The sequence below is a fragment of the Tateyamaria rhodophyticola genome (assembly GCF_047777875.1).
Lineage (GTDB): Bacteria > Pseudomonadota > Alphaproteobacteria > Rhodobacterales > Rhodobacteraceae > Tateyamaria.
Window position 1 is genome coordinate 77488 of sequence record NZ_CP180518.1, and the last position, 22339, is coordinate 99826.

Sequence of the window (22339 nt, forward strand, 5' to 3'; positions counted from 1 at the left end):
CTGCCCCCGAAGACGGCATTGAGCCAATAGTCACCGATGCTGCAATCTGCATAAATGTCGGTAGTAACGCTTAAACACGCCGTTCACCTGCTAAGATCCGTTTGGCGAACATCGAAGCCGCAATAAAAAAGACAGGTATTAAATCGGGCGCAGAAAAAAGCTCAGTATAAGCCGTGCCTCAGTCTATCGAATCTAGAGAAGTAGCGAATGCACCCTTGGTCTCAGATAAATTCAAGACATCTATTTGTTTTCGGTCGCTTCCAAAATGTCCGTATGAAGCAGCTAAATGTAGAGCTTCACACTCCAGCTTGGTTAAGAAAACCCAGTTGCAACAAATAGAAAACAAGAGCCACCAGCGATGCAACCGTTGAAACTGAAGCAACTGCGACCCAAGCAATATGAGATTCAGACGGAAACGAGTTACGCAATCCATCGATCTCGTTTTGGATGTCTGCCAACCTCAACTCGAGTATAGAAATTCGAGTTTGATGAGGGTCAGAGTCCGCTCCCACTGCTCCGATATGATTCAGGCGAGCAACCAGATCAGATGGGCTACCTTGCATGTACGCTGCAGTAGCTCTGAGATAGTTGTAATCAGCCTCAGGCAAAGAATTTTTTAGCTGCAACCAGACGTGATCTGGAACAGTTGTTTTGTTGTTAAATCTGGCTCCTCGGCCACGAACCAAAAAGAACAGCGTAGCTGCCGACACAGCCAGCGCCAAAAGGGATATCCAAAGCTGCATCAAAGAAATCCCTTAGATTTCAAAAGTGAAATCAGATCATCTCGAGAAAAGGTGCAGCTAACAATCTCCTCGAATTGTGATTGGTCAAGAAGCAGAGACTTGCGAAACTTATGGAGCGAGGGACCGTGCAATCCTTTTCTGCCTTTCGAGTAGTGTACAGGCAGAATTTTTTTTCCGTCTTCTACTAAGAAGCCTCGTATGTGATGCGTACTGGAAACCGTCTCGATCTTAAGTTTCCGAAAAAGCGCTTCCAGGTCCCGCGACTTGAGGTCTCTTATCATCTAAATAGCGCACCGATAAAATTTGACAACATTCGAACATACGGACCCATCTCTGTTTCTGGGTCAAGATCTGCCAAGTCCGTATGGTAGCCCTGAATGAGATCAACCAAATTCTCTTTTGCCTGATCGGCTGTGGCACCTTCAGAAAAAAGATACGGTTGTCCAACGACTTCCATATTCACACCGCCGTCATGGACTTTTGTCCAGATAGGTATCGCTTTCCGGATTTGATCGTTCACTGTGGGGAGCAACAGATTGAGTGTATAGCCTGCGTCTCTGATCTGTTGCACTTCTTCGTCATCATCATAACTGATCAATGTTTCAATCGCCACGACTGGAGCTGATACTCTATCACCTCGGTCGGTTACAGATGCGTACGCTTCAACAAGTAAGTCGCCCAGCCGAGTCCCACGATCACGCTCAGACGCTCGCGCAATCCAGTCTTCAAACCGCTGATCAAGCTCTTCGCCGACCATTCCCCTATCAACCATATCGTCAAAAACCGAACGCTCATCGCTCGAGATTTCGTCATCGGCAAAGTGGCTTGAATACCCTGCTACATAGGCAGGATAACCCGATTGCTTCAACCATCGGGCAACGTCGATCCCGCCTTTGTTATGGGCTTTTGTGGCCTTAGGACTTTGGCTAAGGTCGATGTCCGCGATCACCAAATCAAAATGTGGCAAAGTGCGCATCGCGTGTACCGCACTATCGGGGTCGGCAACTCCAACCACCGGTCCGCAACCGAAAACTGACAGCAGAGTCTTCTTGGCCTTTAGGTTTTTCGCATTGTCTTCAATGAGTAGTACCGAAACGGTCATACGGTTACTTTCTTGGGAATTTCAATCTCAAACACGGTCTTACTTCGGTACTCAAGTAAGTTCAACTGTCCGCCTTGACCCTCAATGATGCGCCTAGATACGAACATACCCCACCCGCTACCGTTTTTGCCCTTGGTTGTTAAGTCTTTTTGGAATACCAGTTCTTCAACTGGCGTCACGTGATCGTCCGCAACTTGCCTTAACTTGGCGACGTTTATTCCACCTGCATTGTCTTCATACCTAATTCTAATAGTCTTCGCATTCTCTTGAAAGTCATGCAGCCGTCCAACAGCCCGGCGATTTCCTAATTTGCGTTGTTCAGCGAACGCATCGACGGAATTGAGGATAAGGTTAAGAAATACTTGAACAATATGATCTGGAAAACAAAGTATCTCACTTTCTTTGGTAGCCTCCCAATGCACGTCAATCCGGTGCTTAATGATGCGACCTAAAAGTTGTGATTTTGCACGCTCAAAGAGCTTGGACATTCGGACGTTTGATAGTTCTTTTGCGGGCGGTCTAATTGCAGCCTTTATATCATCCAACGACTTGAAGCACGATCCAATCGCAGCGTCACACTCTGCTATATGTTCACTGATTGCATCCTGCGTCTGCCGGTTTGTAGCACCGGAATTAACGCGTCGGATCACGGACACATAGGTTTTTAAGGTGTCCAAGTCAGCCTTTGCAGAGTGACGAGCGGCTTGCGCTACCTCAACGGCGGTGAGCATCTGGGCATCTCGAACGTCCCTCTGCAACCTATCTCCAGCCTGAGCGGATGCGTTAAAATTCGACACCGATACGCCAATGGAATTGGCAAGGTTAAGGAACCCCGATGTCTCAATTGATGAAAACTCATAATCTTCAGGCATCGCGAAAGACAGCATCCCGATAGCCGAATTGCCCACGATTACGGGACAGAAAACAGCGGCTTTCACCCCTCGTTGCATCGGTTGCCGAAAGAATGAATGTTCAAAATGTTCCGGTGTTAGAACAAACGGCGTGGTGCCGGTAAGACAGTCTTCAACACCCGGAACTTGTGTAATGTCTCTTATATCCCACTCCCCCTTTGAAAAGACATTATCATTCCAGTCGTTCCAGAAGAACATTGTGCGCAAACGCCCATCTTCCAAAAGCCGAAACGCTCCCGCAGGCATCTGACTACTTTCACGGGTCAAGAGCTGTAAGTCTTCGTAGAAACTTGTCTCATCCTGTTGGAAGTTCACGGGCTGGCCCGAGCGTTTGAACATCTCAAAACAGAAGTCACGTTCCGCGAGAAGAACAATGAGCTTTACTAAATCAACCGCTTCATTGCTGTGGACCGGTACGCCCTCGTCAACAACAAGAGCGCCACACATAAAGTTCCCTTTGAACGAACGCAGTATCTGGCACTTGTTGATTGCCGCCAACTCGTGCGGATACTTCTTCGGCCCTATTGAGGCGATCAACCGATGTTTAGCAGTCAAACGATCATGCAGATACAAAGCTGCCGACTCGCTCTTCAATGAGTCGACAGCAAATTGACAAATCAGGCGGCTCGATACGTCAGTCTTACTGCCCTCAATAACTCTCGAAAATAATCTAGAAAAGTTACCTGCCACATCCATCCCCTCTCAGTACCGTATATGACTCAAAAAACCAAGCTGAGTCGCGCAACTACTGACGGAGTGTTGCATTGGGGTTTGTCAACTCATTAAGATACCTCCGCCTGCGTTACTTGCAGCAATTTGGGATTGGTGTCGCCGAATTTAGACAGATGCACTCGACAGTCCGCCAATCGTTTGTGCGATCTCGATATGTTTCTGTATGTATTTGCCGGTAGATAGGTATTTGTATCGTTTTAGTTCAAATACTTACAAGACTATTTGTCCAATCCATCATCCGACGGATCAAGGATCGGTCTTGAACATGCAGATGCGAGGACGATCAATGTCGCTTGTCAAGCGGTAGCAGCCGTTCGAGTTTACGTTGTTGATGGCGGCTTGGTCCCGCGATCTGTAAGTTCGTCGCGCGCTTGATTTTGCTCTTGCAGCGAATGGCCGCTTCGACGGGCCGCAACGCAGCGATGCAAACACCTGGCCAACGGCTGCTTTGGGCCGTTCGTCACGCTGATACCTGAGCTGAGCGGCTAGGATGCTGCCACTGATCCTACGGCAGTTCTGAGCCCAAAGTGCAATGCTCTTACGTAACAGCGAATGTCCACTTCACTTGGCCAAGAGACGAGGCGGTTGACTTTAAGTGTATATGCACGTACATGTATGCTATGACTTATACGTTCTCAGATTTCAGCACGCTTTGCGCTTGTCAGGCGCTCCGCCAAGCGGCGCGCAAGGTTTCACGGCGGTATGATGCGGCTTTGCGTCCAGTGCATTTGAGTGCGGGCCAATTCACCACGCTCGCGGCGTTGCTGCGCCCGGATCCTGTTTCGATCTCGATACTGGCTGAACAACTTGGCATGGATCGCACCACTCTGACCCGTGACCTAAAGCCACTCGAACGACGCGAACTTGTGACATCTCAAAGCGGTACCGAAGATGCGCGGGTAAGACAGGTCGCTTTGACCAATGCGGGCCGCGATCTTCTCATGGAAGCCATTCCCTTGTGGGAGGTGGCGCAGAGACAAACAAAGAAAGAAATGTCTGACGTGGATTGGCGTGAACTCCGCAACGACCTCATACTACTCACCGAATGACTGCAGCTGTAAACAAAACTTTAGCTAAATGAGTGCATATACACTGAAAGGAAAGAACATGACATATGCTGACCCATCATTGACTGCAAAATCTGATCCCGGCCTCGGCAGGATCGTCGCTGCAACACTATTTCTATGGGCGGGTGCCGTGGCCTGGGCAAGCAGTTCAGGAGTCTTTGTATCCTTCCCGCTGCCGTTCTTCGCAGGCATTGTGGCCACGTTGCTGATCGCGACCGTAAGCCTATACGTCGTGAATTCGCGCCTTAAAGCCGGTGTCGAAAGATTTGGACTGCGAAAACTAACAGCACTGCACGTGTGGCGTATCCCTGCGGCTGTTGCTTTTTATTACTACGGTTCGCACGGGCTACTTCCACCAACCTTCGTCGTTCTCGCAGGGACCGGCGACTTGATCGCCGGGGTTTTTGCGCTTTACGTAGTAACTGCGAAGCCTACGAGTAAAAGCGCCTATTGGGGCTTTCATTTGATCGGCATGGCAGACTTCATTGTGGCCGTCGGTACCGGTCTGACATTCTCCTTGATGTCGGACGCCCAGATGGAGACGATTGCGCTCTTCCCACTTGCTTTGATCCCTCTGTTTGGCGTGACACTCTCAGGAGCCACGCACATTGCGGCGTTCGATCTGCTCCGAAAAGACAAAGGATTACCCAAGGCAGCAGGCACTCAAAGATGAACAGTATGTCTGCCAACCTGAAGGTCGGAAGGTCGCTGATGCGGCCTTCCTTCTTGGACCCATTCTCAAAAGCGGGCGTTCCATCGACATCGGTCAAGGCGCGCCTCGGCCCGCGGAGCAGTCATCCATCTTGTGTAAGATCAAGCGGTAGTAGCGAATGTCCGAAATGCGGGCTGTGGCGGCAGCATCTGAACAAAAGCCTGACAGTCCGGTTTGGGCCGATGCATGGCTTTGCAATCTAAATTACAAATACGCTCGCTTCGCCATTTAATTTACGGGCAGCCTAATTTCCGCAAGCATTGACGACATTCCATAAGACCTCATGCGATCCCCTCTGCTGAAAGCTTTTTCGCCATCAACGCAATAAACTCGCGTGATGCAGCCGGTTGAAAAGGCGTTGGAGACCAAATGGCGTGAATTGGAAATCCTTCGAAACGCGCTTTTGCCAGCAACTCTACAACGCTACCCTCCCTCAAATCGTCGCGAAACGCCCATAGTGGTCCGAGATGCGCGCCGCGACCGGCTAGAACAGCGTCGCGCACAGCCGCCATAGAATTAACCGCGTAATGACAAGGCATCCGCAATTCCTGCTGCATCCCTTCCCACTCAAAGCTCGAGCGCATTTCGGTCCGTCCGGTCTGGTAGGAGACGATGTTGATGCCGCCGAGATCTCCGGGGGAGAGCACATTTGCAGCGATGTCGGGGGCGGCCACCAGCACGCGGTGAGAGGTGCCGATCCGCCGCGCCTTCAATGCGCTGTCGCCGAGGGTGCCAATGCGGATGGCAACGTCAATGCCCTCGGCCAGAAGGTCCGCAAAGCCCGACCCAAGCTTCAGGTCGACGCTGAGGTCTGCATAGGCTTCTGACATGTCAGTCAGAACCGGGGCGACAAAACGTGCCCCGAAATCCGTCGGCGCAGCGACGCGCAAGCGCCCCTTTGGCACATCCTGACCGCCTGTCACCTCGGCAAGCAGTGCCGCGCGCGCCTCGCCCAAGCGCCGCAAGCCTTCTGCATAGCGGCTACCTGCCTCGGTCGGGGCGCAGGCGCGGGTGGTGCGGTTCAGCAGTTTGACGCCAAGCTGCGCTTCAAGCGCTGCGAGACGGCGGCTGACCCGACTGGGGTCAAGGCCAGCAACTTGGGCCGCTGAGCGGAAGCTGCCTCCGTCGACGACGGCGAGGAACAATTCATCATCATTCATTGATGCGTTTTCCGCAATTCTGATTGGCCAATTCATCTAATACCGGATGAATGCCGCATCCGCTATCTCTTTTCCACAGAAGGACGAAACACCTTCTCGGAACAACCAAACGAAAGGAAGCAGCGATGTGCAGGTTCCTGATCCCGCAGCGCGGCGCGCTGGCCGGCAACGCCAGACAGGATGATGTTCTGGCAGGTCTGGGCGCGAGTGAGCGGCTGAGCCACTTGGCGCTGCTCACCTTCTGTCTCCGTTCTGTGAATTTTCACAGTCCACCCCAACAGCGCCTCCAAGGCGCCGCACAAAGGAGAAAGACCCATGACATCGACCCCAAACACAACCGTACCCGCAGAGAAAATGTCGCGTCGCCAGATGTTGCGCGCAGGAACCATCGGTGCCGCCGCCGTTGCCGCGTCTTCGGTGATGACCGCGCGCCAGTCCATGGCGCAATCCGCGAGTGCAGAACGGGAGCTTGAAAGCAAAACTGCGTTCGTGACCGGTGGGGCCCGCGGCATTGGGCTTGCCTCGGCCGAAGAATTTGCAAAGGCCGGTGCCAACGTCGTCTTGTTCGACATCGCGTCAACGCGCATGCCTCATGTCAATTATGCCTTGCCCAGCCCCGCTGACCTTGCTGCGGCGCAAGTGCGGATCGAGGCGCTTGGCGCACAGTGCATGACCTACCAGGGTGATGTGCGCAATCTGGAGGATCAGCAGGCCGCCATGCGCCAGGCCGCAGACCGCTTCGGCAGCATCGACATCGTACTCGCCAACGCTGGCGTCGGCCACGCAGGCGCAATCGAGGATGTGACGGCAGGCGAAATCTCGACGCTGTATGAGGTCAATGTCGGCGGCTACATGAAGACGACACAAGCCGCCTTGCCACATCTGCGCGCCGCTGGTGGGGGCCGAATCATCTATATCTCTTCCGGTCTTTCGCGCACAGGCAATGGCATTTTTGGCTCTTACGGCGCGACAAAATGGGCCGTGAACGGCTTTGCCAAAAGTGCAGCGCTGGCTTACGGGCGCGAAAACATCATGTGCAACGTGGTGGCACCCGGGCTGGTGCGCACACCTTTCGCCGACAATGAGGCGGTTCTGCGGGCAGTTCTGCCGACCGCAGAGAACCCGACCTTTGGCGACGTGTCAGCAGCGATCGCATCTGGCAGCACGCTCGGCATCGGCCACCACGAGGTCGAGGATATCGCAAAAGCGGTCATGTGGTTTGCAAGCGATGCGACCAAACGCATGACGGGTGAGGTCATGGACGTCAGCTATGGCGACGCTGCCCGCAGCGTCGGCTGAACCAAATCAGAGTGCCTCGCCGGTATGGGCGGGGCACTCAGGACCAAACGGATCGAATATTATGTGGAACGAAGCAATCAAGACAGGCGGCGTTGCCGTCATCACAGGGGGCGCAAGTGGCGTCGGTTTGGCAATGGCAAGGCAGTGTGCAATGCGCGGTCTGTCCGTTGTTCTGGCCGACACGTCGGACAGAGAAATGACAAAGGCGGCGCGCACTTTGTCTGGGCTGGGCACCGATATCCAGACAGTCAAAACGGATGTCTGTGATGCTCGTGCGGTTCAAAAACTGGCGGACATCGCGTTTGAAACCGGACCTGTGGCGGTGCTGATGAACAATGCAGGTATCGCGCGGCCAACAAAGAGCTGGGATAACCCCGACAACTGGCGGCGCATGCTAGAGGTCAACTTGTTCGGGGTTCTTTACGGTGTGCAGGCGTTTCTACCCCGAATGATTGAAGCGGACCGGCCTGCCGTTGTCATCAACACAGGCTCGAAACAAGGTATCACGACACCCCCCGGCAATCCCGGTTACAACGTGTCCAAGGCGGGTCTGAAGGTGATGACAGAAATGCTGGCGCATGAGTTGCTTGCCGCAAAAGCACCGATGTCAGCGCATCTGTTCGTACCGGGCTTTACCTACACCGGCATGATATCTTCATGGCTTCCAGAAAAACCCGATGCGGCTTGGACCTCGGACGAAACCGTATCCTATTTGGTTGAACGGCTGGACAGAGGGGACTTTTACATCCTGTGCCCGGACAACGAGGTCACGTCAGAAATAGATTGCAAACGCGTTGCCTGGGCCGCTCAGGACATCATCGAAAACCGCCCTGCTTTGTCCCGATGGCATCCAGATTTTGCCGAGAGGTTCGCGGCGTTTGAGAAGACGGTCCCCAACGTCGAAAAGTCCGAGGTTTTCAACTGAGCACCAATTAGCACATGCTCTAGGTCACCCGATCTGAAAAACGGGTAGCTCAAATTTTTCGAAGAGGCTGACTTCTACGCACCATCCGGATCGATTAGGTCAGTCTGGATCCATTCCTGGTTCAGGTGAATGTCAGTGCTTTCAAGCCGGCCGGGGCCCAGGTTTTCATATTTGTGAGGAACCGCAGCGGGCCCCATCAGCACGTCACCTTCTTCAGCGTCTATGACCTGATTGCCTATAGTGAAACGTGCCCGCCCTTTGCGGATGATGAATATCTCGTCGTAGGGGTGGCTGTGCCAAGATGGCCCAACCCCGACTTCGTCAGTCGCAAAAAACAGAATCGTGACATCGGAGTTTAGGTCTGCGCCTTCCACCTTCCCACGCCAATCGTCACCTTTCGATTTCCAGTGTTCGTGCGGAACGTGCGTTGCTTTCTTCTGTTCTTTCATTCTTCAGCTCATTTTGTCTTGGACAGGTACAATGCCGAATGCCTCAATTTCGACAAGCATATCGGGGTCAGTGCCCAATTGTTGAAGCGGCACGATGGTGCACGTCGGTGCAAGCCTGTCGCCGAACGCCGTCTTCACGGCGTCAATTAGCACCGCATGTTTGGTTCTGTCGTGATCTACGATGTAAACAGTCAGTTTTGCGACACCACCGATGTCGCCACCAGCAGCCTGCATGGCCTTTCCAATGCTTGATAGGGCCGCCGCTGTTTGGTCAGTGAAGTCTCCTTTGTCGGCACCTCCGGACTGACCCGCTACCCAAACGACCTGTGCGCCCGGCGGCGCAATCGCAAGATGCGAAAATGCAAGGTGTGACGGATCAAACATGCCATCGGGGTTCACAATTTTTAGCCCTGTTTTTGCATCCGTGCTTGAGGTCATGTCACGATCCTTTCTATTGTGCTGAAACCTTCTGACCGCCCATAGCAACAAGAACGATCCCCACCGCGATAAGTGCTGATCCGGCAATCAGGCCGTCCGGCGCGTTCTCTCCCAGAAGCATGATTGCGACCGGAACACCGATTACTGCGCCGACTCCGCCCAACAGGCTGAGAAGCACTGGTCCGCCGTATTTTTGCAATACAAACATAAGCAGGAACTGCGCTGCAAATATGGCCGCCTGCACACCGATCAGCAGTATCGGTTGTGCTGTGTCTGTTGGGACCGACACGGAGAAGTCGGGGAGGAGCGCCGTAGCGAAGAGCATTGCTGCTGCGGCGATAAGCATCCCAGGGGCGAGTGCATCCGCTGTTTCGCCTTTGGGCCAGCGCAGGGTTCTGTAGAGATTGCCAATGGCTAGCATCACCGGCCCGAGCAATGTCAAAAGGATCCAAAAAACTGGGGCATCTGGTGCGCTAAGCTGGCTGACTGCAAGAAATCCTGCTCCAAGCAGCGCTGCCACCACCCCGAGCGCACGACGCCAATCAAAATTCTCCATCTTGAGGGCGAGCGCACCGACGTAGGTCAATAAAGGGGGTAAAGTGATTGCTAAAGTTACAAAGCTTGCCCCCACATGGGGGACTGCTGAGAAGAAGATAAGGTTGGAACCAGCCACGGTGACAAAAGCCGCGACTACGAAGTATTCGAACGTCCGGAAATTGAGTGTCGGCATGTGCCCACGGATGATCGCGAACAAGCTGAGAACGAGCGCGGCGCCAAGAATAGACCAAGAAAGAAAAGCAAGCGGGGATAGCCCTGCTTCCCCAGCGAGCTTTGCCATGTTGGTTGAAAGCCCCAAGCATGCGCCGGCTGCGACCAGGCTTGAAACCGGGACCAGCCATCGCCATTGGTTCGCTACCGCTACGGTATATGACAATGTCTGCTCCTGTTGGGTGAACCGCGGTGAATTCTAAACGGTGATTGGGTACACCACAGTGAACGACATGGAATCTAGTCTGTTCCATCACGAGTTCGTATGGTTGGCGGTGGGGTTGAGCCAGACGCTACTTTGCCTTGGCGTCGCATCACACCGAATGCTTCTGCCTGCCAGATAACTACGCAAGCGGGACCTCGACGCCGACGAGCTTGAAGAATGCAAACCCATCCCAACCCGAAGGCGAGATACTCACCAGCAGCAACACTACTAACCGTACGCAAAGACCGACGGCAAAAGGGCGCAGCAACCGATCAGTTCGGTTGGCTGCGCAACGCCCGTTTCGGAACGCGCAAGGGCATACACCTCTTTTCTTTGAGGAAGGGATTTATCATCGCTATCGGGTTTCACCCTGAATGACGCTTCGCCGTGCCGCTATCCGCTCTACCAAGTATCTGGTGAAGACGCGGACGCGCTCTGACGACTTAAGGTCAGGATGTGTTAGAACCCAGGCAGTCCGTTTGTAAGCTATTTCGCCTGGTGGGACGCGCTCCAAAACTGGGTCAAGATCACCGACGAGACAAGGCAAAAGTGCCATACCCAGCCCTTCTCGGGCGGCGGTTGCCTGGGCTGTGATATCTCCCATTCTCCAATGAACTGGACAATTCGGATGCGGCATCGACTTCACCCAAGTTGGATGTGTGTCATCGCCCGTCCAGCCTAACCACCGCGCGGTGGGTGTCGTGCCTTCGAAACTGTGTGATGCGATGTAGTCTGGTGTCGCATAGACAGCGTCGTGGAACTCGGGCAAACGACGCCCAAATAGCCAATCGTCGGGGTTCTCAGTGAAGCGGATCGCTACGTCCGCATCCCTTCGGCTCATGTCGCTCATCCCATACGAGGTGACGATCTCGACCTCGATTTTTGGATACAATTTCGCGAATGCGGCGAGATCGGTCATGAGTGGACTGTAGGCGAGTGCCGGTGGCAAGGTGAGCCGCACCTGTCCGGCTGGCTCACTGTCGCGCCCCATCACTGATCGCTCGAGCGAGAACATTTCTGTTTCGACCTCTTCGACATGTTGCAAGACGCGCTCTCCGACTTCGGTCAGCGCGAGGCCATGGCTTATTTTCTCGAAGAGTTTCGTGCCGAGATCCGCTTCGAGCTCGGCTAACCGCCGAGATACGGTCGAATGCCCCACACCGAGACTACGAGCGCCGCCTCGCAGCGATGACGCGCGTGCAACTGCGAGAAAGACTCTCAAACTCTCCCAATCAAACCTCTTTTCAGCAAATCTCATGTTTGTACCGTTTTTGGACCATCTCGCCCCGAAAACGCTCCGAGACACGCGAATAGGGTACAGCTAGTGTCCTGGCAACCGAAGCGGAAATTTCCAACGATGGAGGACGTCACCAATGGCGTATGTAGAGTCGTCGCAGATCATTAAGGCGCCCGTAGAGGACGTGTTTGCCGCGTGGAATGACTTTGGCAACATTGATCGGTTCAATCCCGCCATTGTTCGCAGCGAATTATTGGATGGTTCCACGCAAAGCGGGCAGGGCGCCGCGCGGCAATGCACGCTGTCGGATGGGAAGAATTACATCCGCGAAAAGGTCATCGAATGCGTGCCCAATCAACGGCTGGTCATCGATATTTACGAGGGCACCGTCCCTCTGAAGAGCGCCAAGGGCACACTTACTTTCAAAAGCCTCGGCTCTGAAAAGACAGAAGTGACAATGCGCCTTGAGTTCACGCCGAAATTCGGGCTGCTGGGAAAACTCATGATCCCAATGATGAAGCCTCAGTTCGGTAAGAACGTACGCGACATGTTGGCGGGAAATGCGGCATATGTTGAGCGGGGCGAGGTGGTGGTTCGTGCCTGAAAATCAGACTGTCCCGACGCCCGACTTTCTGGCCATGGTCCGCGCAGCCGAAGATCGCGCTGTCCATCCTGCAGTGTCGCTCGCGGCGCATACTATCCACAATCCAGTGGAACCAAGGCATTTTATGAGCCTGAAAAATTCGCCGTGGCGAGTAAGGGTCAAGAGCCGTGGCAAGACACTGGCTGTCACAGATGACGCTCTCATCTGTCTTGAAGTCGGCAAAGAGATGTATCTGCCGATTTACTACATCCCATTGGCTGATGTTGAGGCCACGCTGCACCCATTCAAGCGTTCAACGCATTGCCCGTTGAAGGGGGACGCAAGCTACCACGCACTCTCAGTCGGAGAGGACCCAATCGCCTGGAGCTACGATGCTCCTTTCGATTACGCGGCGCGCCTCGCGGGGCGCATAGCTTTTGACCACCGGCAGGTCAGTTTCGAAACCGAATTGGCTTGAATCAAAACACAAATCCTCTCCAAGCAACAGAGTGATGTCGCTTTCGGAAGAGGTGAGAACAGACCCAAAACGTACATCTAGGAGGAAACCAACATGGGAATTCTGCACAAAACAACCACTGCATTGGCTTTCGCGGCATTTGTCTCTCCGGCCTTTGCAGAAGGCCGGATTGATACATTTACCATCAACGCCGGCCAACTCGTTCAGGCCATCTATTTGAACGACGCTGGCGCTGCGTCGCAGCTTGGCGCTCTTGAAGCCGCTATTGGTGAGGCTGGAGGCGAGCATCTGACAAACCTTGAGGTCATTCAGAACGAAAGCCAAGACCACGACATGACCCATGTTGTCCTCTTGCAATGGGCTGATCCGTCGGGTCGTGCCGCATTAGAGGCGTCTGATGCCTGGGCCAGCGTGTCAGACTCCGTCGGCAGCCTTGGCTTCTTTGGCGCACAGCAAGACACGCCCGTCGAATTGCATGAAGATAAGATTTACGATGGGACCCACGCATGGACGATTGCTGAGTCACCAGAGCAGATGGCAGTCGTACAGCAAGTCTTGGGTGTTTACTTCAGATCCATTGGTCCAGTCTTGCAAGAGTATCAGATCGGTACCAAGGCGTTTATGGGGTCAGCTCCTGGCATGGATGGTGGCGACTTCGACGTCTATGCACCACAAATCTTTGGTCTCTTCGAATGGCAAAAGCTGGAAGACGTGGAGCGCTTCCGCAATGACGAGCGCTGGCTTGAACATGTCGATATCCGCAATGCGACCTTCAAGCGCGACGAGGACACGTATTTTAGTCGTGTGATCTTCGAATAAGTGTTTGGAAGCGCGCTGGCGGCCTGAGCGGGTCGCCGGCGTTCATTTCATTTCAATTTGAAGGAAAAGAGCCATGCGTCTTATGATCTTCGCTCTGACAGGTTTTCTTGTTCTCATCTCGTTAGGGATTGGCGGTGCCTATTTTGTGCTGGGTATCGAGTTCCTGGTGTTGGCCGGCGGGTTCTCATTCGTGGCTCTAGATGGGCAGATTGAATACGCAGCAATCGACAACACACTTCGGTTCATGGCTGGCTTATGGATCATGCTTGGTGTCGGACTTGCGTATTGCCTTCGGGATTTGGAGGCACGAGGAGCAATCCTGACCACCCTATTGCTGGGCTTTGTTCTTGGTGGGGTCGGGAGGTTGCTGAGCGCATTTCAGTTTGGAATGCCGGAGGCGATGATTGTTCCGACGGTCATCGAGTTTGTCATCCCGCCAATCATACTTTTGTTGAACGCCCGGATCTCCAAGACGTTGCGTGTTCGCGCGTAGCCAACCCCTCGGACACAAAACTCCATCTTACACCGCCCTGCTAGCTCTACCGCGGGGAGGCAATTCTACACACGATTTCGCTCACAAACTTAGAGGATCTCCACATGCTGAAGACAATTCTGGCGCTTGGAACGACAGCACTCATCTCTGCCATTACACTTTCTGGTGGCGCGATCGCACAGCAAACGCCCGACTTTGGATGCGCACCGGAACCTGCGTCCGCCGAAGTCCGGTATGAGAGTAAATTTGTCGAAGTATTGGGTGCGAACATGCACTACTACGAGGCTGGTCCCTCCGATCGCCCCGTCGTCCTTCTGCTGCACGGTCTGCCGGTCAGCGCCTATTTTTGGCGCAATGTCATGCCACATCTTGAAAGCAATTCGCGCGTTATCGCACTTGACCATATCGGATTTGGAAAGTCTGATCGCCCTGCCGGGTTCGACTATTCGCTACAAGATCACATTGATCACATAGGCGGCTTTGTTGACGCATTGGGATTGGAAGACATCGTTGTGGTAGGCCAAGATCTTGGCTCGATGTCAGGTATGATCTGGGCCCAGCAGAATGCTGAAAAGATCCGGGCTGTCGCATTTGTAGAAGGTCTGATTCCACCGCTCTTGCCGGTGCGGGCTGAAACGACACCCGAGCAGTTGCTAGGAATTTGGCAGGCGACACGTAACCCGCCCATGGCTCAGCAAATGTTTGTCGATGGGAATTTCTTCATCGACCAGGCGTTGCCTTCGCTTACGGCCTGCCCGATGGCGGATGAAGTAATGGCGACCTACGCTGCTTCTTGGTCTGATCCTGATGATCGGCCTATTCTCTTCGCGACGCCGGCCGAGTTGCCGATTGACGGCCAACCCCCAAAATACGAACCGACAATTGCCGCCTACGTTGAGTGGTTGACAACCGCGACAACCCCGAAGCTGCTCGTACAAGCAACACCCGGTGTGTTGATGCCAGAAGCATTGGTCAAGCAAGCCGCTCAAATGATGCCCAACAGCGCCGTCGCAGAGATCGGCGGCGGTCTGCACTTCCTGGCTGAGTCCAAACCCGACGCCTTGGGCGAAGCTCTTAACAACTGGATCAACGAACTGCCATCGAACTAGTTTCAGCGGAGGATAGCACATGAAACGAGCGATCTTGGCTCTCGCTAGCCTTGCAGCAATCGCTGCAGCGAGCACACACGCCCAAGAACAGAACACTGTGTCGCCCGATTTCCCCTATGAGATGGCACAGGTTTCTGTGGGTGGATCGAAGATCGCCTATGTTGATGAGGGCGAAGGACCGGTTGTTTTGTTCATTCACGGCAATCCGACATCGTCTTATCTCTGGCGAAACGTTATCCCCCATGTCTCAGACAATCACAGGGCAATTGCTCTCGATCTGATTGGAATGGGGGCAAGCGCTAAGCCGGACATCGGTTACACGTTCCAAGACCACTATTCGTATGTCGAGGGTTTCATCGATGCACTTAATCTAGCCGACATCACCCTGGTTTTGCACGATTGGGGCGGTAGTCTTGGCGGACTCTACGCTGCTCGAAACTCCGAGAACATCCGCGCGATTGTGATGATGGAAGCAGCAGCGCCGCCTGCCTTGCCGGTACCAACGTGGGACATGGTCCCTGACCCCGAAGTGCGGGCCACGTTTCAAGCATTTCGCGATCCGGTCCAGGGACCGCAGATCATCCAAGAACAGAACATGTTCGTTGAAGGTTTCCTGCCGTCAGCCGTACTGCGCGAGCTTGGCGACGCAGAGATGGGTGCCTATCGCGCGCCCTTCCCAACACCCGAAAGCCGTTTGCCTGTTTATGTCTGGCCAAATGAAATTCCCATCGAGGGGGAGCCTGCGCGCAATGTCGCCGTGATGGCGGAAATCTCCGAATGGCTCACCAATTCCGAGCAACCCAAACTCGTGCTTTATGCCAATCCCGGCATGATCGTATCGCCCGAGACGGCCGCCTTCATTGCAGAGACCTACAGCAATGTTGAGACCCGCTACGTCGGTCCCGGCCTGCATTACATTCAGGAAGACCACCCGGACGTGATCGGCCGCAACATTTCTGACTGGCTGCGCGACCGGGTCGGAGAGTGATGCCGTGGATTTCGGCGAAATACATACTCGGATCGTTAATCGCGCAACGCTACGCCATCGGGAATGCCTCTGCCCGCGCTTGACGGCCTTCGAAAGAGATCAGAAGCGACGCCGTTCGGAAACCTGTGGCCGCGACGATAGGTATCTTGCGGCGATGGTTCGCGCGATCTTCCAGGCCGGGTTTCAGTGGCAGATCATCGATCGCAAGTGGCCCGACTTCGAGCGTGCGTTTCACCGCTTCGATATAGGGCGCAACGCCATGATGTCAGACGAAGACTTCGACGGACTTCTCCGGGATCGCACCATCGTACGCCATGGCGCGAAGATCGCCGCGGTCAATCGAAACGCTATCTTTCTAAGTGACCTCGCTCAGGAACACGGGTCGGCGGCCACGCTTTTCGAGAGTTGGCCGAAGCACGATCTGATTGGCCTCATCCGACTACTCAGAAAGCGTGGAACGCGGCTTGGAGGGAGCACCTGCTTCAATGCCCTCCGCTCTGCGGGCATCGACACCTTTGTGCCTTGGACAGACGTCGCGGCTGGGCTGACCGACCTCGACGCCATCGACGGCCAGCTGACGAGCCTCGGTGATCTTACGGCAGCCGCAACTTTCTTTGCCAACTGGTCCGACGCATCGGGCCAGTCCATCGCGCAGCTCAGCCAGCTTCTCGCGCTGAGCATTGGGCCAATAACGACACCGAATGACCACTCACAGACACAAAAGGAGATCACCCATGTCTGACCAGAAACCTGTCTACGCCTTCGTCCAGATGGACGTCACCGATCCCGAACGCTTTCTGCCGGAATATGCGATGCCACTCATCGGGCAGTTCATGGAGCGTGGTATTCAGCCGCTGGCGGCGACGCCTGAACCAGATGTGATTGAGGGCAGCTACGACCGTTCCAATACAGTGATTATCAAGTTCCCCGATCGAGCGACATTCGATGATTGGTACAATTCCGACGACTATGCGCCCCTGAAAGCGAAACGCGCCGAGCTGTCGGATCAGGCGAGCACCGTCATGCTGGTCCTGCCTGAGTTTGAGATTCCAGCCTGAGGAGAGACCCGTGAAAGCAGTAATTATACGAGATTGTGGCGACACAAGCGTATTCGAGACCGCTGAGATTGACACACCAAAGGCGGGCGAAGGGCAGGTCGTGATTGAGGTCAAGGCGACCTCTGTTAACCCGGTTGACTGGAAGATGCGCAACGGGTTCGGGCGCTTCCTGATCGGTGATTTTCCGGCGGTCCTGCATCCGGACTGTGCCGGGGTTGTCAGCGAAGTCGGCTCTGGTGTCACAGGCTTTGCGATTGGCGACGAGATATACAGCTTTGCGACCGGTCTGATGGGCAAGCCAGGTGCGCTGGCCGAGTACATGGCGGCCGACGCACGCATGGTTGCAAAAAAGCCAGCTTCGCTTTCGTTTGAAGAAGCGGCGACGCTACCGCTTGTCTGGACAACAGCCAGTTTCGCGCTGACGGAACGCACGAAGATCAAACCCGGGTCCTCGTTGCTGATACAGGGCGGTACTGGAGGTGTGGGGTTCGTGGCCTTACAACTTGCAGCGGCAAAGCTTGACGTGGACCTTTATGCGACTTGCGGAACAGACGAGAAATGCCGGATCGCTGAGAGCCTCGGAGCCAAAAAGGCCTTCAACTACAAAACTACCTCACCTGAAGAAATGTCTGCCGAGGCAACGGATGGCAAAGGATTCGATGTCATCTTCAATACCGTCGGCGAAGAGGCGATCGACAGCTCCGTGGCCGCGTGTGGCTTCGGGAGCCGGATTATCGATATCAACGGCACATTCCCGACTCCGCCAAACGCCTTCCAGTTCCACCAGATGTCCTTCCTGAGCGTCTTTGCGGGTCACCCGATCACACACGGTATCAATCAGGAAAAAGTCGGTGAATTCCTGCGTAGTCTGACCGAATTGGTCGATGCGGGGAAGGTCAAACCTCTGCTGGACGAGAAACGGTTCACCTTCGCGAATATCGGTGAGGCGCATGACTATCAGGAAACCGGCAGTCCAACTGGCAAGGTCGCTGTCTCGGCGACCTGGTGATCTGAGACCCAGCAAAAACCATGAAGGGGCGGGGTGTATCCTTCGCGCCTTTAATCGAGAATTTTTGCTGGAAGCGTTGCGCCACATGATTGTTCGGGACAGTTGATATCTAAGCGGATTGTGTAGTTGCAGCGAATGTCTCCTTCCACGGACCAAACTGCAGCAATGACTTCCTACATTGAACGGCAGCTATGGGCCGTACGCAATGGCGCGGCGCATCTAACTCATCGTCGCATCATGTGCAGAGGTTAGTCAAATTTCTCCCGACAGCCTAAAAACCTCGACGGGTTCGCGGATCCCTTTCAAAGTAAGTTCCCCACAGGTCTCGACGGGAAGAGTATCCTCGACAGCAATTCCGGCCCGTGTGCTGAGCAGGATTTCACCGTCGATAGCTTCATCGCACAGCCGCGATGCAAGATTGATAGCAGTGCCGGACGCAGTGTAATCAAACCTCCCTTCAAACCCGACAAGGCCAACCGTGGCATACCCGAGCGAGACGCCAACACCAAAACCAAGGCGGTGACCAAGGCGCTTCCAACCCTTACACAGCTCAGCCATCCGCGCACGCATTGCAACAGCAAGCCGCACAGCGTCCCCCGCTGGATCATCACAAGGGACCGGGTCGTTGAACAGCACCATGACGCCGTCCCCCATGCGGAGATCAACACCCGCGCCATGCTCATTTATCAGTTTTCCCATCTCCTCATGGTAGGTCTGCAAGACCTCAATCGTCTCTTCGGGTTCTGCCGTTTCGCAGAACGCGGTGAAGCCGCGGATGTCGCAAAACAGGACACCCAATAATGCGCGGTGGCTTTGCAGCATCTTCTCAGAGCCCGACGACACAACAGTGTCCGCAACGGCGGCGGGAAGGAAACGTTTCAATCGTCCCATCCGCTCGATTTCAACAACCTGGGCGTCAACCTTGGCTTCCAGCGATGCGTTCAGCTTCTGAACCTCGGATGTCCTTGCCTGCAAGTCCCTGAATTGGCGCACATTCTCGAGCGCAATTGCGGCCTGTGCCGCAAAGGTTTCAACCAGCGCGATTTCGTCGGGCGTGTAGGGCTTCACCTCTTTGCGGAACAGGATCAGGACACCTTCGCCCCCTTCGGGTGTCATCAAGGGCACAAACAGATTGGTGCGGATACCGGTATCGTCGACAACGGAGGTATAGTGCGACACGCCACTGCGATACCCATCGGTGTCGGCCATATCCGCCACATGGACCATCTCACCCGACAGGATTGCCCTGGCCGCCATTGAGATATCAGGATCCATCGACACCTCACCATGCGCGTAGAGATCAAGCGTTGCCTGGCTGACACCCCGAGAGACGGCCATGCGTTGGTGCGTATCGCCCTTGGCCCCCAGCGTCAGTGCACCAGCGCTCGCGCCGCATAGGTCAATGGCGTTCCTCAGAATTGTGTCAAAGACAGGCTGCGCATCATCGCGGTTTTGATTGATGACTTGCAGGATTTCCCGCGTCGCGGCCTCTCTGTCCAAACGCTTCCGGAGATCCCTGAACTGCCGGACATTGTCCAACGCGATGACTGCCTGGGTCGCAAAGGTTTCGACCAGGGCGATTTGTTCATCGGTGTAGGCCCGCACCTCGTGGCGGAAGATGATGAAACAGCCGATGCCAATCCCGTCCCGAATAAGCGGAACAAATAGGTTGGTGCGAATGCCTTGCACATCACAGAGTTCGACAACGTTCGGCACACCCGCACGGTACTGATCGGTGTCCATCATGTTATGCAAATGCACGGGGCGCTTTTCGACAATCGCGCGCGCAGCAAAGGACTTGTCCGGATCCATCGGCACGCGGCCCTGGCTGTAAAAGTCCTCGGTGCTTTGAAGCGCGCCGTGGTGTGCGACCATGGTCTGGTGATCGTCACTTTCACGCCCCAGTATGAGAGCCGCAAAGGGCGCTTCGCACAATTTACGCGCATTGCCCAGAATGGCGTCAAAGACTGGTCCCTCGTCGTCGCTTGCGGCACTGATCGCTTCCAAAACTTCGCGCGTGGCCGCAGATCGTTCCAGCCGATCCCGCAATGCGCGAAATCGGCGGACATTCTCAATCGCGATCACAGCCTGAATGGCAAGGTTCTGGACCAGCGCGATGCTCTCGTCCGAGAAAGGGGCGACTTCGCGGCGACTGAGCACAATTGCCCCGATTCCGATGCCCTCGGCTACCAAAGGGACACATAAATAGGTGCGGTAGCCTTCTTCCTCCACCATCCTCACACGTGTCGGGTTGCCGCTGAGATAAAGCTCCGATTTCGACAGGTCATGGATATGGCGCACCACACCTTCACGAATGGCGGTCGGTAGGTCGTTGGGTTGATCAAGCGGCAGCGCCTCGCCAATTTTGAACGACCGCATTTCATCGCCCCACGCCGCCGCGCAATAATGCGTTCGCCGCGCTGCGTCGGCCAATTCCAAGCGCGCCATCGGCGCATTGCAGAGTTTGGCGGCATTGCGCAGGATAGCGTCGAACACAGGGCCTTCGTCATCGCTGGACGTGCTGATTGCATCCAAGATTTCGCGAGACGCGGACGACCGCTCCAGCCGGGCTTCCATTTCTGTAATGTGGGCGGAGTTTTCAATTGCGATAGCCGCCTGATCGGCAAAGGTCTGCGCCAGTTCCAGCGCGCGATCATTGAACGGGTGCACACGCGTCCGGTACACGCTGAACACCCCAATCAACCGTCCACCTGCTGTCATGGGGATTGCCGCCAGCGATCGTGCCTGACCAAAATTGACGGTCGCAAAGCGCAGCGGATTGTCTTCGTATGCAACGTCTTCGGCATTCACATCCGCGATGCTGACTGGCTTCAGTGACCGCGCAGCGCGCCCGACGGCGGTCTCTGGTCCTGGGTTGAACAATCCTTGTTCCGACAACCACGCGGCAAAAGGCGCGCTTATGTGGCTGGAGCGCATCTCCGTGAAAGTGAAATCACCGTGATGCGCCATCAGAATGCCGAATTCCGCCTCGCAGATCTCAAGCGCCTGCTCCAGCACCTCGTCGATAACGTCATCAAGGTTGCCACTGCTCTCGTTGATGATCCGCAGAACCCGTGCCATCGTCCGCTCGCGCCGCATAGCTTCGTCCAGTTCCAGCGCAAGATCGGCGGTCAGCGCGGCTGCATCCTGGTATTCAGCCGATTTAACCTCCGGATCCGCCAATGCCTGCGCCAAAGCGATTTTAGATGTGACATTCAGCTTGCCATAGACCGTGCGCAAATGAGATCTGACAGTGGTCGGAGATATACCAAGGTCACGGGCGATGACCTTGTAGCTGGCACCGTCCGCGTAGGCGGCGGCCACTTCAGCTTCCCGTTTTGACAGTGGTTCAATCGATTGTGCCGTGTCCGACATAATTTCCTCGGCAAAATGTTGGAGGACCATACCCTACATCCCTCCTGCATCAATTGGTTCATTTGAACGATATCGCAGTTCTCCGCGGCTTCGTACCTTCATTGCATGACACCAGGGGATTGTCCCAAGGTCGCACACAAGGAGAAACGCGATGAGCATGACTGAGACAGCAAGAGCCTTTTTCGAAGCCTGCGAAACCGGTAAGGGCTGGGATGAGTGCGCCGCATATTGCAGCGCAGATGCGAGTTTTGCGTGCCAGTCCGGCGCGCTGGCGGACACACATACGTTGGAAGCATATACAGAGTGGATGAAGGGTCTGCTGACGCCGATCCCGGATGGCCACTACGAGCTGAAAGGGTTTGCAGCCGACGAAGAACGCAGCATCGTGCTGGCATTCGCTGTGTTTCACGGCACACAATCCGGGCCAGGCGGCCCGGTCAATCCTACCCACGCCAAGGTCGCGTCGGACTACGTGTATGCTATGGAATTTGCTGGCGGCAAAATCGCGCACATGACTAAGATCTGGAATGACGGGCATGCGTTGGCCCAACTAGGCTGGACCTGATGATAGTGAAAGGGGCGGTCAGGCCGCCCCTGTTCCAACGTCGGGGAATGTCCGCTTTGGGGAAGCCGCAATGTGGCAAAGACTTGTTGGCCAAAGGTCCGCTCAGGGCCGTCC

General features: G+C 54.9%; 24 protein-coding genes. 14 read left to right on the forward strand and 10 right to left on the reverse strand.

Going from position 1 to position 22339, the window contains the following annotated elements; all coding sequences use genetic code 11:
• Nucleotides 1–296 precede the first annotated feature (296 nt).
• From ACERHN_RS00370 to ACERHN_RS00380, 3 genes are all read right to left on the reverse strand, one after another.
• On the reverse strand, nt 297–743 hold the full coding sequence (locus ACERHN_RS00370; protein WP_415919005.1) for a hypothetical protein: 447 nt from the start codon (nt 741–743) through the stop codon (nt 297–299).
• Nucleotides 744–1020: 277 nt separating this feature from the next.
• Nucleotides 1021–1845, reverse strand: coding sequence for a hypothetical protein (locus tag ACERHN_RS00375; RefSeq protein WP_415919006.1), 825 nt, complete (start codon nt 1843–1845; stop codon nt 1021–1023).
• The gene (locus ACERHN_RS00380) at nt 1842–3446 is read right to left on the reverse strand and encodes an ATP-binding protein (RefSeq protein ID WP_415919007.1); all 1605 of its coding nucleotides are present in this window, start codon (nt 3444–3446) and stop codon (nt 1842–1844) included. Before ACERHN_RS00380 ends, ACERHN_RS00375 begins: the two co-directional genes overlap by 4 nt.
• Before the next feature lie 662 nt (nt 3447–4108).
• Here ACERHN_RS00380 and ACERHN_RS00385 point away from each other — a divergent pair.
• Both ACERHN_RS00385 and ACERHN_RS00390 read left to right on the forward strand, forming a co-directional pair.
• Entirely contained in the window at nt 4109–4537 is a 429-nt protein-coding gene (locus tag ACERHN_RS00385; RefSeq protein WP_415919008.1) for a MarR family winged helix-turn-helix transcriptional regulator, read from the forward strand.
• 58 nt (nt 4538–4595) lie between these two features.
• The gene (locus ACERHN_RS00390) at nt 4596–5228 is read left to right on the forward strand and encodes a hypothetical protein (RefSeq protein WP_415919009.1); all 633 of its coding nucleotides are present in this window, start codon (nt 4596–4598) and stop codon (nt 5226–5228) included.
• Nucleotides 5229–5548: 320 nt separating this feature from the next.
• Here the strand turns inward: ACERHN_RS00390 and ACERHN_RS00395 are convergent, their stop codons facing one another.
• Both ACERHN_RS00395 and ACERHN_RS00400 read right to left on the reverse strand, forming a co-directional pair.
• Nucleotides 5549–6463, reverse strand: a complete 915-nt coding sequence (locus ACERHN_RS00395; protein WP_415919010.1) for a LysR family transcriptional regulator — start codon at nt 6461–6463, stop codon at nt 5549–5551.
• A 26-nt stretch (nt 6464–6489) separates the two neighbouring features.
• Nucleotides 6490–6867 (reverse strand): hypothetical protein, encoded by a 378-nt coding sequence (locus ACERHN_RS00400; RefSeq protein ID WP_415919011.1) that lies wholly within the window; start codon nt 6865–6867, stop codon nt 6490–6492.
• Between the two features lie 49 nt (nt 6868–6916).
• On the opposite strand from ACERHN_RS00400, the gene ACERHN_RS00405 reads away from it, so the two are divergent.
• Nucleotides 6917–7726, forward strand: a complete 810-nt coding sequence (locus tag ACERHN_RS00405; RefSeq protein WP_415919012.1) for an SDR family NAD(P)-dependent oxidoreductase — start codon at nt 6917–6919, stop codon at nt 7724–7726.
• Between the two features lie 61 nt (nt 7727–7787).
• Nucleotides 7788–8651, forward strand: a complete 864-nt coding sequence (locus ACERHN_RS00410) for an SDR family NAD(P)-dependent oxidoreductase (RefSeq protein WP_415919068.1) — start codon at nt 7788–7790, stop codon at nt 8649–8651.
• A gap of 74 nt (nt 8652–8725) precedes the next feature.
• Here ACERHN_RS00410 and ACERHN_RS00415 read toward each other — a convergent pair whose 3' ends face one another.
• From ACERHN_RS00415 to ACERHN_RS00430, 4 genes are all read right to left on the reverse strand, one after another.
• The gene (locus ACERHN_RS00415) at nt 8726–9100 is read right to left on the reverse strand and encodes a cupin domain-containing protein (RefSeq protein WP_415919013.1); all 375 of its coding nucleotides are present in this window, start codon (nt 9098–9100) and stop codon (nt 8726–8728) included.
• Nucleotides 9101–9103: 3 nt separating this feature from the next.
• On the reverse strand, nt 9104–9538 hold the full coding sequence (locus ACERHN_RS00420) for a RidA family protein (RefSeq protein ID WP_415919014.1): 435 nt from the start codon (nt 9536–9538) through the stop codon (nt 9104–9106).
• A gap of 13 nt (nt 9539–9551) precedes the next feature.
• Nucleotides 9552–10376 carry a DMT family transporter gene (locus ACERHN_RS00425; protein WP_415919015.1) on the reverse strand — a complete coding sequence of 275 codons (825 nt, stop codon included), beginning with the start codon at nt 10374–10376 and terminating at the stop codon, nt 9552–9554.
• A 490-nt stretch (nt 10377–10866) separates the two neighbouring features.
• A complete protein-coding gene (locus tag ACERHN_RS00430; protein WP_415919016.1) occupies nt 10867–11769 on the reverse strand; it encodes a LysR family transcriptional regulator in 903 nt (300 codons plus the stop codon).
• 115 nt (nt 11770–11884) lie between these two features.
• Here ACERHN_RS00430 and ACERHN_RS00435 point away from each other — a divergent pair, with 115 nt between their 5' ends.
• From ACERHN_RS00435 to ACERHN_RS00475, 9 genes are all read left to right on the forward strand, one after another.
• Nucleotides 11885–12352, forward strand: coding sequence for an SRPBCC family protein (locus ACERHN_RS00435; protein WP_415919017.1), 468 nt, complete (start codon nt 11885–11887; stop codon nt 12350–12352).
• Entirely contained in the window at nt 12345–12809 is a 465-nt protein-coding gene (locus tag ACERHN_RS00440; protein ID WP_415919018.1) for a DUF427 domain-containing protein, read from the forward strand. Before ACERHN_RS00435 ends, ACERHN_RS00440 begins: the two co-directional genes overlap by 8 nt.
• A 93-nt stretch (nt 12810–12902) precedes the next feature.
• Entirely contained in the window at nt 12903–13628 is a 726-nt protein-coding gene (locus ACERHN_RS00445; RefSeq protein WP_415919019.1) for a hypothetical protein, read from the forward strand.
• Between the two features lie 73 nt (nt 13629–13701).
• On the forward strand, nt 13702–14121 hold the full coding sequence (locus ACERHN_RS00450) for a DUF4345 domain-containing protein (RefSeq protein ID WP_415919020.1): 420 nt from the start codon (nt 13702–13704) through the stop codon (nt 14119–14121).
• Between the two features lie 104 nt (nt 14122–14225).
• The gene (locus ACERHN_RS00455) at nt 14226–15230 is read left to right on the forward strand and encodes a haloalkane dehalogenase (RefSeq protein ID WP_415919021.1); all 1005 of its coding nucleotides are present in this window, start codon (nt 14226–14228) and stop codon (nt 15228–15230) included.
• A 19-nt stretch (nt 15231–15249) separates the two neighbouring features.
• On the forward strand, nt 15250–16218 hold the full coding sequence (locus ACERHN_RS00460; protein ID WP_415919022.1) for a haloalkane dehalogenase: 969 nt from the start codon (nt 15250–15252) through the stop codon (nt 16216–16218).
• 4 nt (nt 16219–16222) lie between these two features.
• Nucleotides 16223–16960, forward strand: a complete 738-nt coding sequence (locus ACERHN_RS00465; protein WP_415919023.1) for a DNA-3-methyladenine glycosylase I — start codon at nt 16223–16225, stop codon at nt 16958–16960.
• Nucleotides 16953–17276, forward strand: a complete 324-nt coding sequence (locus ACERHN_RS00470; RefSeq protein ID WP_415919024.1) for a DUF1330 domain-containing protein — start codon at nt 16953–16955, stop codon at nt 17274–17276. Before ACERHN_RS00465 ends, ACERHN_RS00470 begins: the two co-directional genes overlap by 8 nt.
• 10 nt (nt 17277–17286) lie before the next feature.
• Nucleotides 17287–18285, forward strand: coding sequence for a zinc-binding dehydrogenase (locus ACERHN_RS00475; RefSeq protein ID WP_415919025.1), 999 nt, complete (start codon nt 17287–17289; stop codon nt 18283–18285).
• A 252-nt stretch (nt 18286–18537) separates the two neighbouring features.
• Here ACERHN_RS00475 and ACERHN_RS00480 read toward each other — a convergent pair whose 3' ends face one another.
• Nucleotides 18538–21690: a GAF domain-containing protein gene (locus ACERHN_RS00480; RefSeq protein WP_415919026.1), complete on the reverse strand. Its 3153-nt coding sequence runs from the start codon at nt 21688–21690 to the stop codon at nt 18538–18540.
• 121 nt (nt 21691–21811) lie between these two features.
• Here ACERHN_RS00480 and ACERHN_RS00485 point away from each other — a divergent pair, with 121 nt between their 5' ends.
• Nucleotides 21812–22225, forward strand: coding sequence for an ester cyclase (locus ACERHN_RS00485; protein WP_415919027.1), 414 nt, complete (start codon nt 21812–21814; stop codon nt 22223–22225).
• The last annotated feature ends 114 nt before the right edge of the window (nt 22226–22339 follow it).

Bases quoted from the DNA above. Each gene is read 5' to 3' on its own strand.
- ACERHN_RS00375 (WP_415919006.1), bottom strand. From the start codon at position 1,845: ATGACCGTTTCGGTACTACTCATTGAAGACAATGCGAAAAACCTAAAG.
- ACERHN_RS00445 (WP_415919019.1), top strand. From the start codon at position 12,903: ATGGGAATTCTGCACAAAACAACCACTGCATTGGCTTTCGCGGCATTT.
- ACERHN_RS00460 (WP_415919022.1), top strand. From the start codon at position 15,250: ATGAAACGAGCGATCTTGGCTCTCGCTAGCCTTGCAGCAATCGCTGCA.
- ACERHN_RS00430 (WP_415919016.1), bottom strand. From the start codon at position 11,769: ATGAGATTTGCTGAAAAGAGGTTTGATTGGGAGAGTTTGAGAGTCTTT.
- ACERHN_RS00400 (WP_415919011.1), bottom strand. From the start codon at position 6,867: ATGGACTGGCGCGCGGTCATCACCGAAGACGCGGCAACGGCGGCGGCA.
- ACERHN_RS00390 (WP_415919009.1), top strand. From the start codon at position 4,596: ATGACATATGCTGACCCATCATTGACTGCAAAATCTGATCCCGGCCTC.
- ACERHN_RS00455 (WP_415919021.1), top strand. From the start codon at position 14,226: ATGCTGAAGACAATTCTGGCGCTTGGAACGACAGCACTCATCTCTGCC.
- ACERHN_RS00480 (WP_415919026.1), bottom strand. From the start codon at position 21,690: ATGGTCCTCCAACATTTTGCCGAGGAAATTATGTCGGACACGGCACAA.
- ACERHN_RS00385 (WP_415919008.1), top strand. From the start codon at position 4,109: ATGACTTATACGTTCTCAGATTTCAGCACGCTTTGCGCTTGTCAGGCG.
- ACERHN_RS00450 (WP_415919020.1), top strand. From the start codon at position 13,702: ATGCGTCTTATGATCTTCGCTCTGACAGGTTTTCTTGTTCTCATCTCG.
- ACERHN_RS00425 (WP_415919015.1), bottom strand. From the start codon at position 10,376: ATGGCAAAGCTCGCTGGGGAAGCAGGGCTATCCCCGCTTGCTTTTCTT.
- ACERHN_RS00395 (WP_415919010.1), bottom strand. From the start codon at position 6,463: ATGAATTGGCCAATCAGAATTGCGGAAAACGCATCAATGAATGATGAT.
- ACERHN_RS00420 (WP_415919014.1), bottom strand. From the start codon at position 9,538: ATGACCTCAAGCACGGATGCAAAAACAGGGCTAAAAATTGTGAACCCC.
- ACERHN_RS00485 (WP_415919027.1), top strand. From the start codon at position 21,812: ATGAGCATGACTGAGACAGCAAGAGCCTTTTTCGAAGCCTGCGAAACC.
- ACERHN_RS00410 (WP_415919068.1), top strand. From the start codon at position 7,788: ATGTGGAACGAAGCAATCAAGACAGGCGGCGTTGCCGTCATCACAGGG.
- ACERHN_RS00435 (WP_415919017.1), top strand. From the start codon at position 11,885: ATGGCGTATGTAGAGTCGTCGCAGATCATTAAGGCGCCCGTAGAGGAC.
- ACERHN_RS00470 (WP_415919024.1), top strand. From the start codon at position 16,953: ATGTCTGACCAGAAACCTGTCTACGCCTTCGTCCAGATGGACGTCACC.
- ACERHN_RS00415 (WP_415919013.1), bottom strand. From the start codon at position 9,100: ATGAAAGAACAGAAGAAAGCAACGCACGTTCCGCACGAACACTGGAAA.
- ACERHN_RS00370 (WP_415919005.1), bottom strand. From the start codon at position 743: ATGCAGCTTTGGATATCCCTTTTGGCGCTGGCTGTGTCGGCAGCTACG.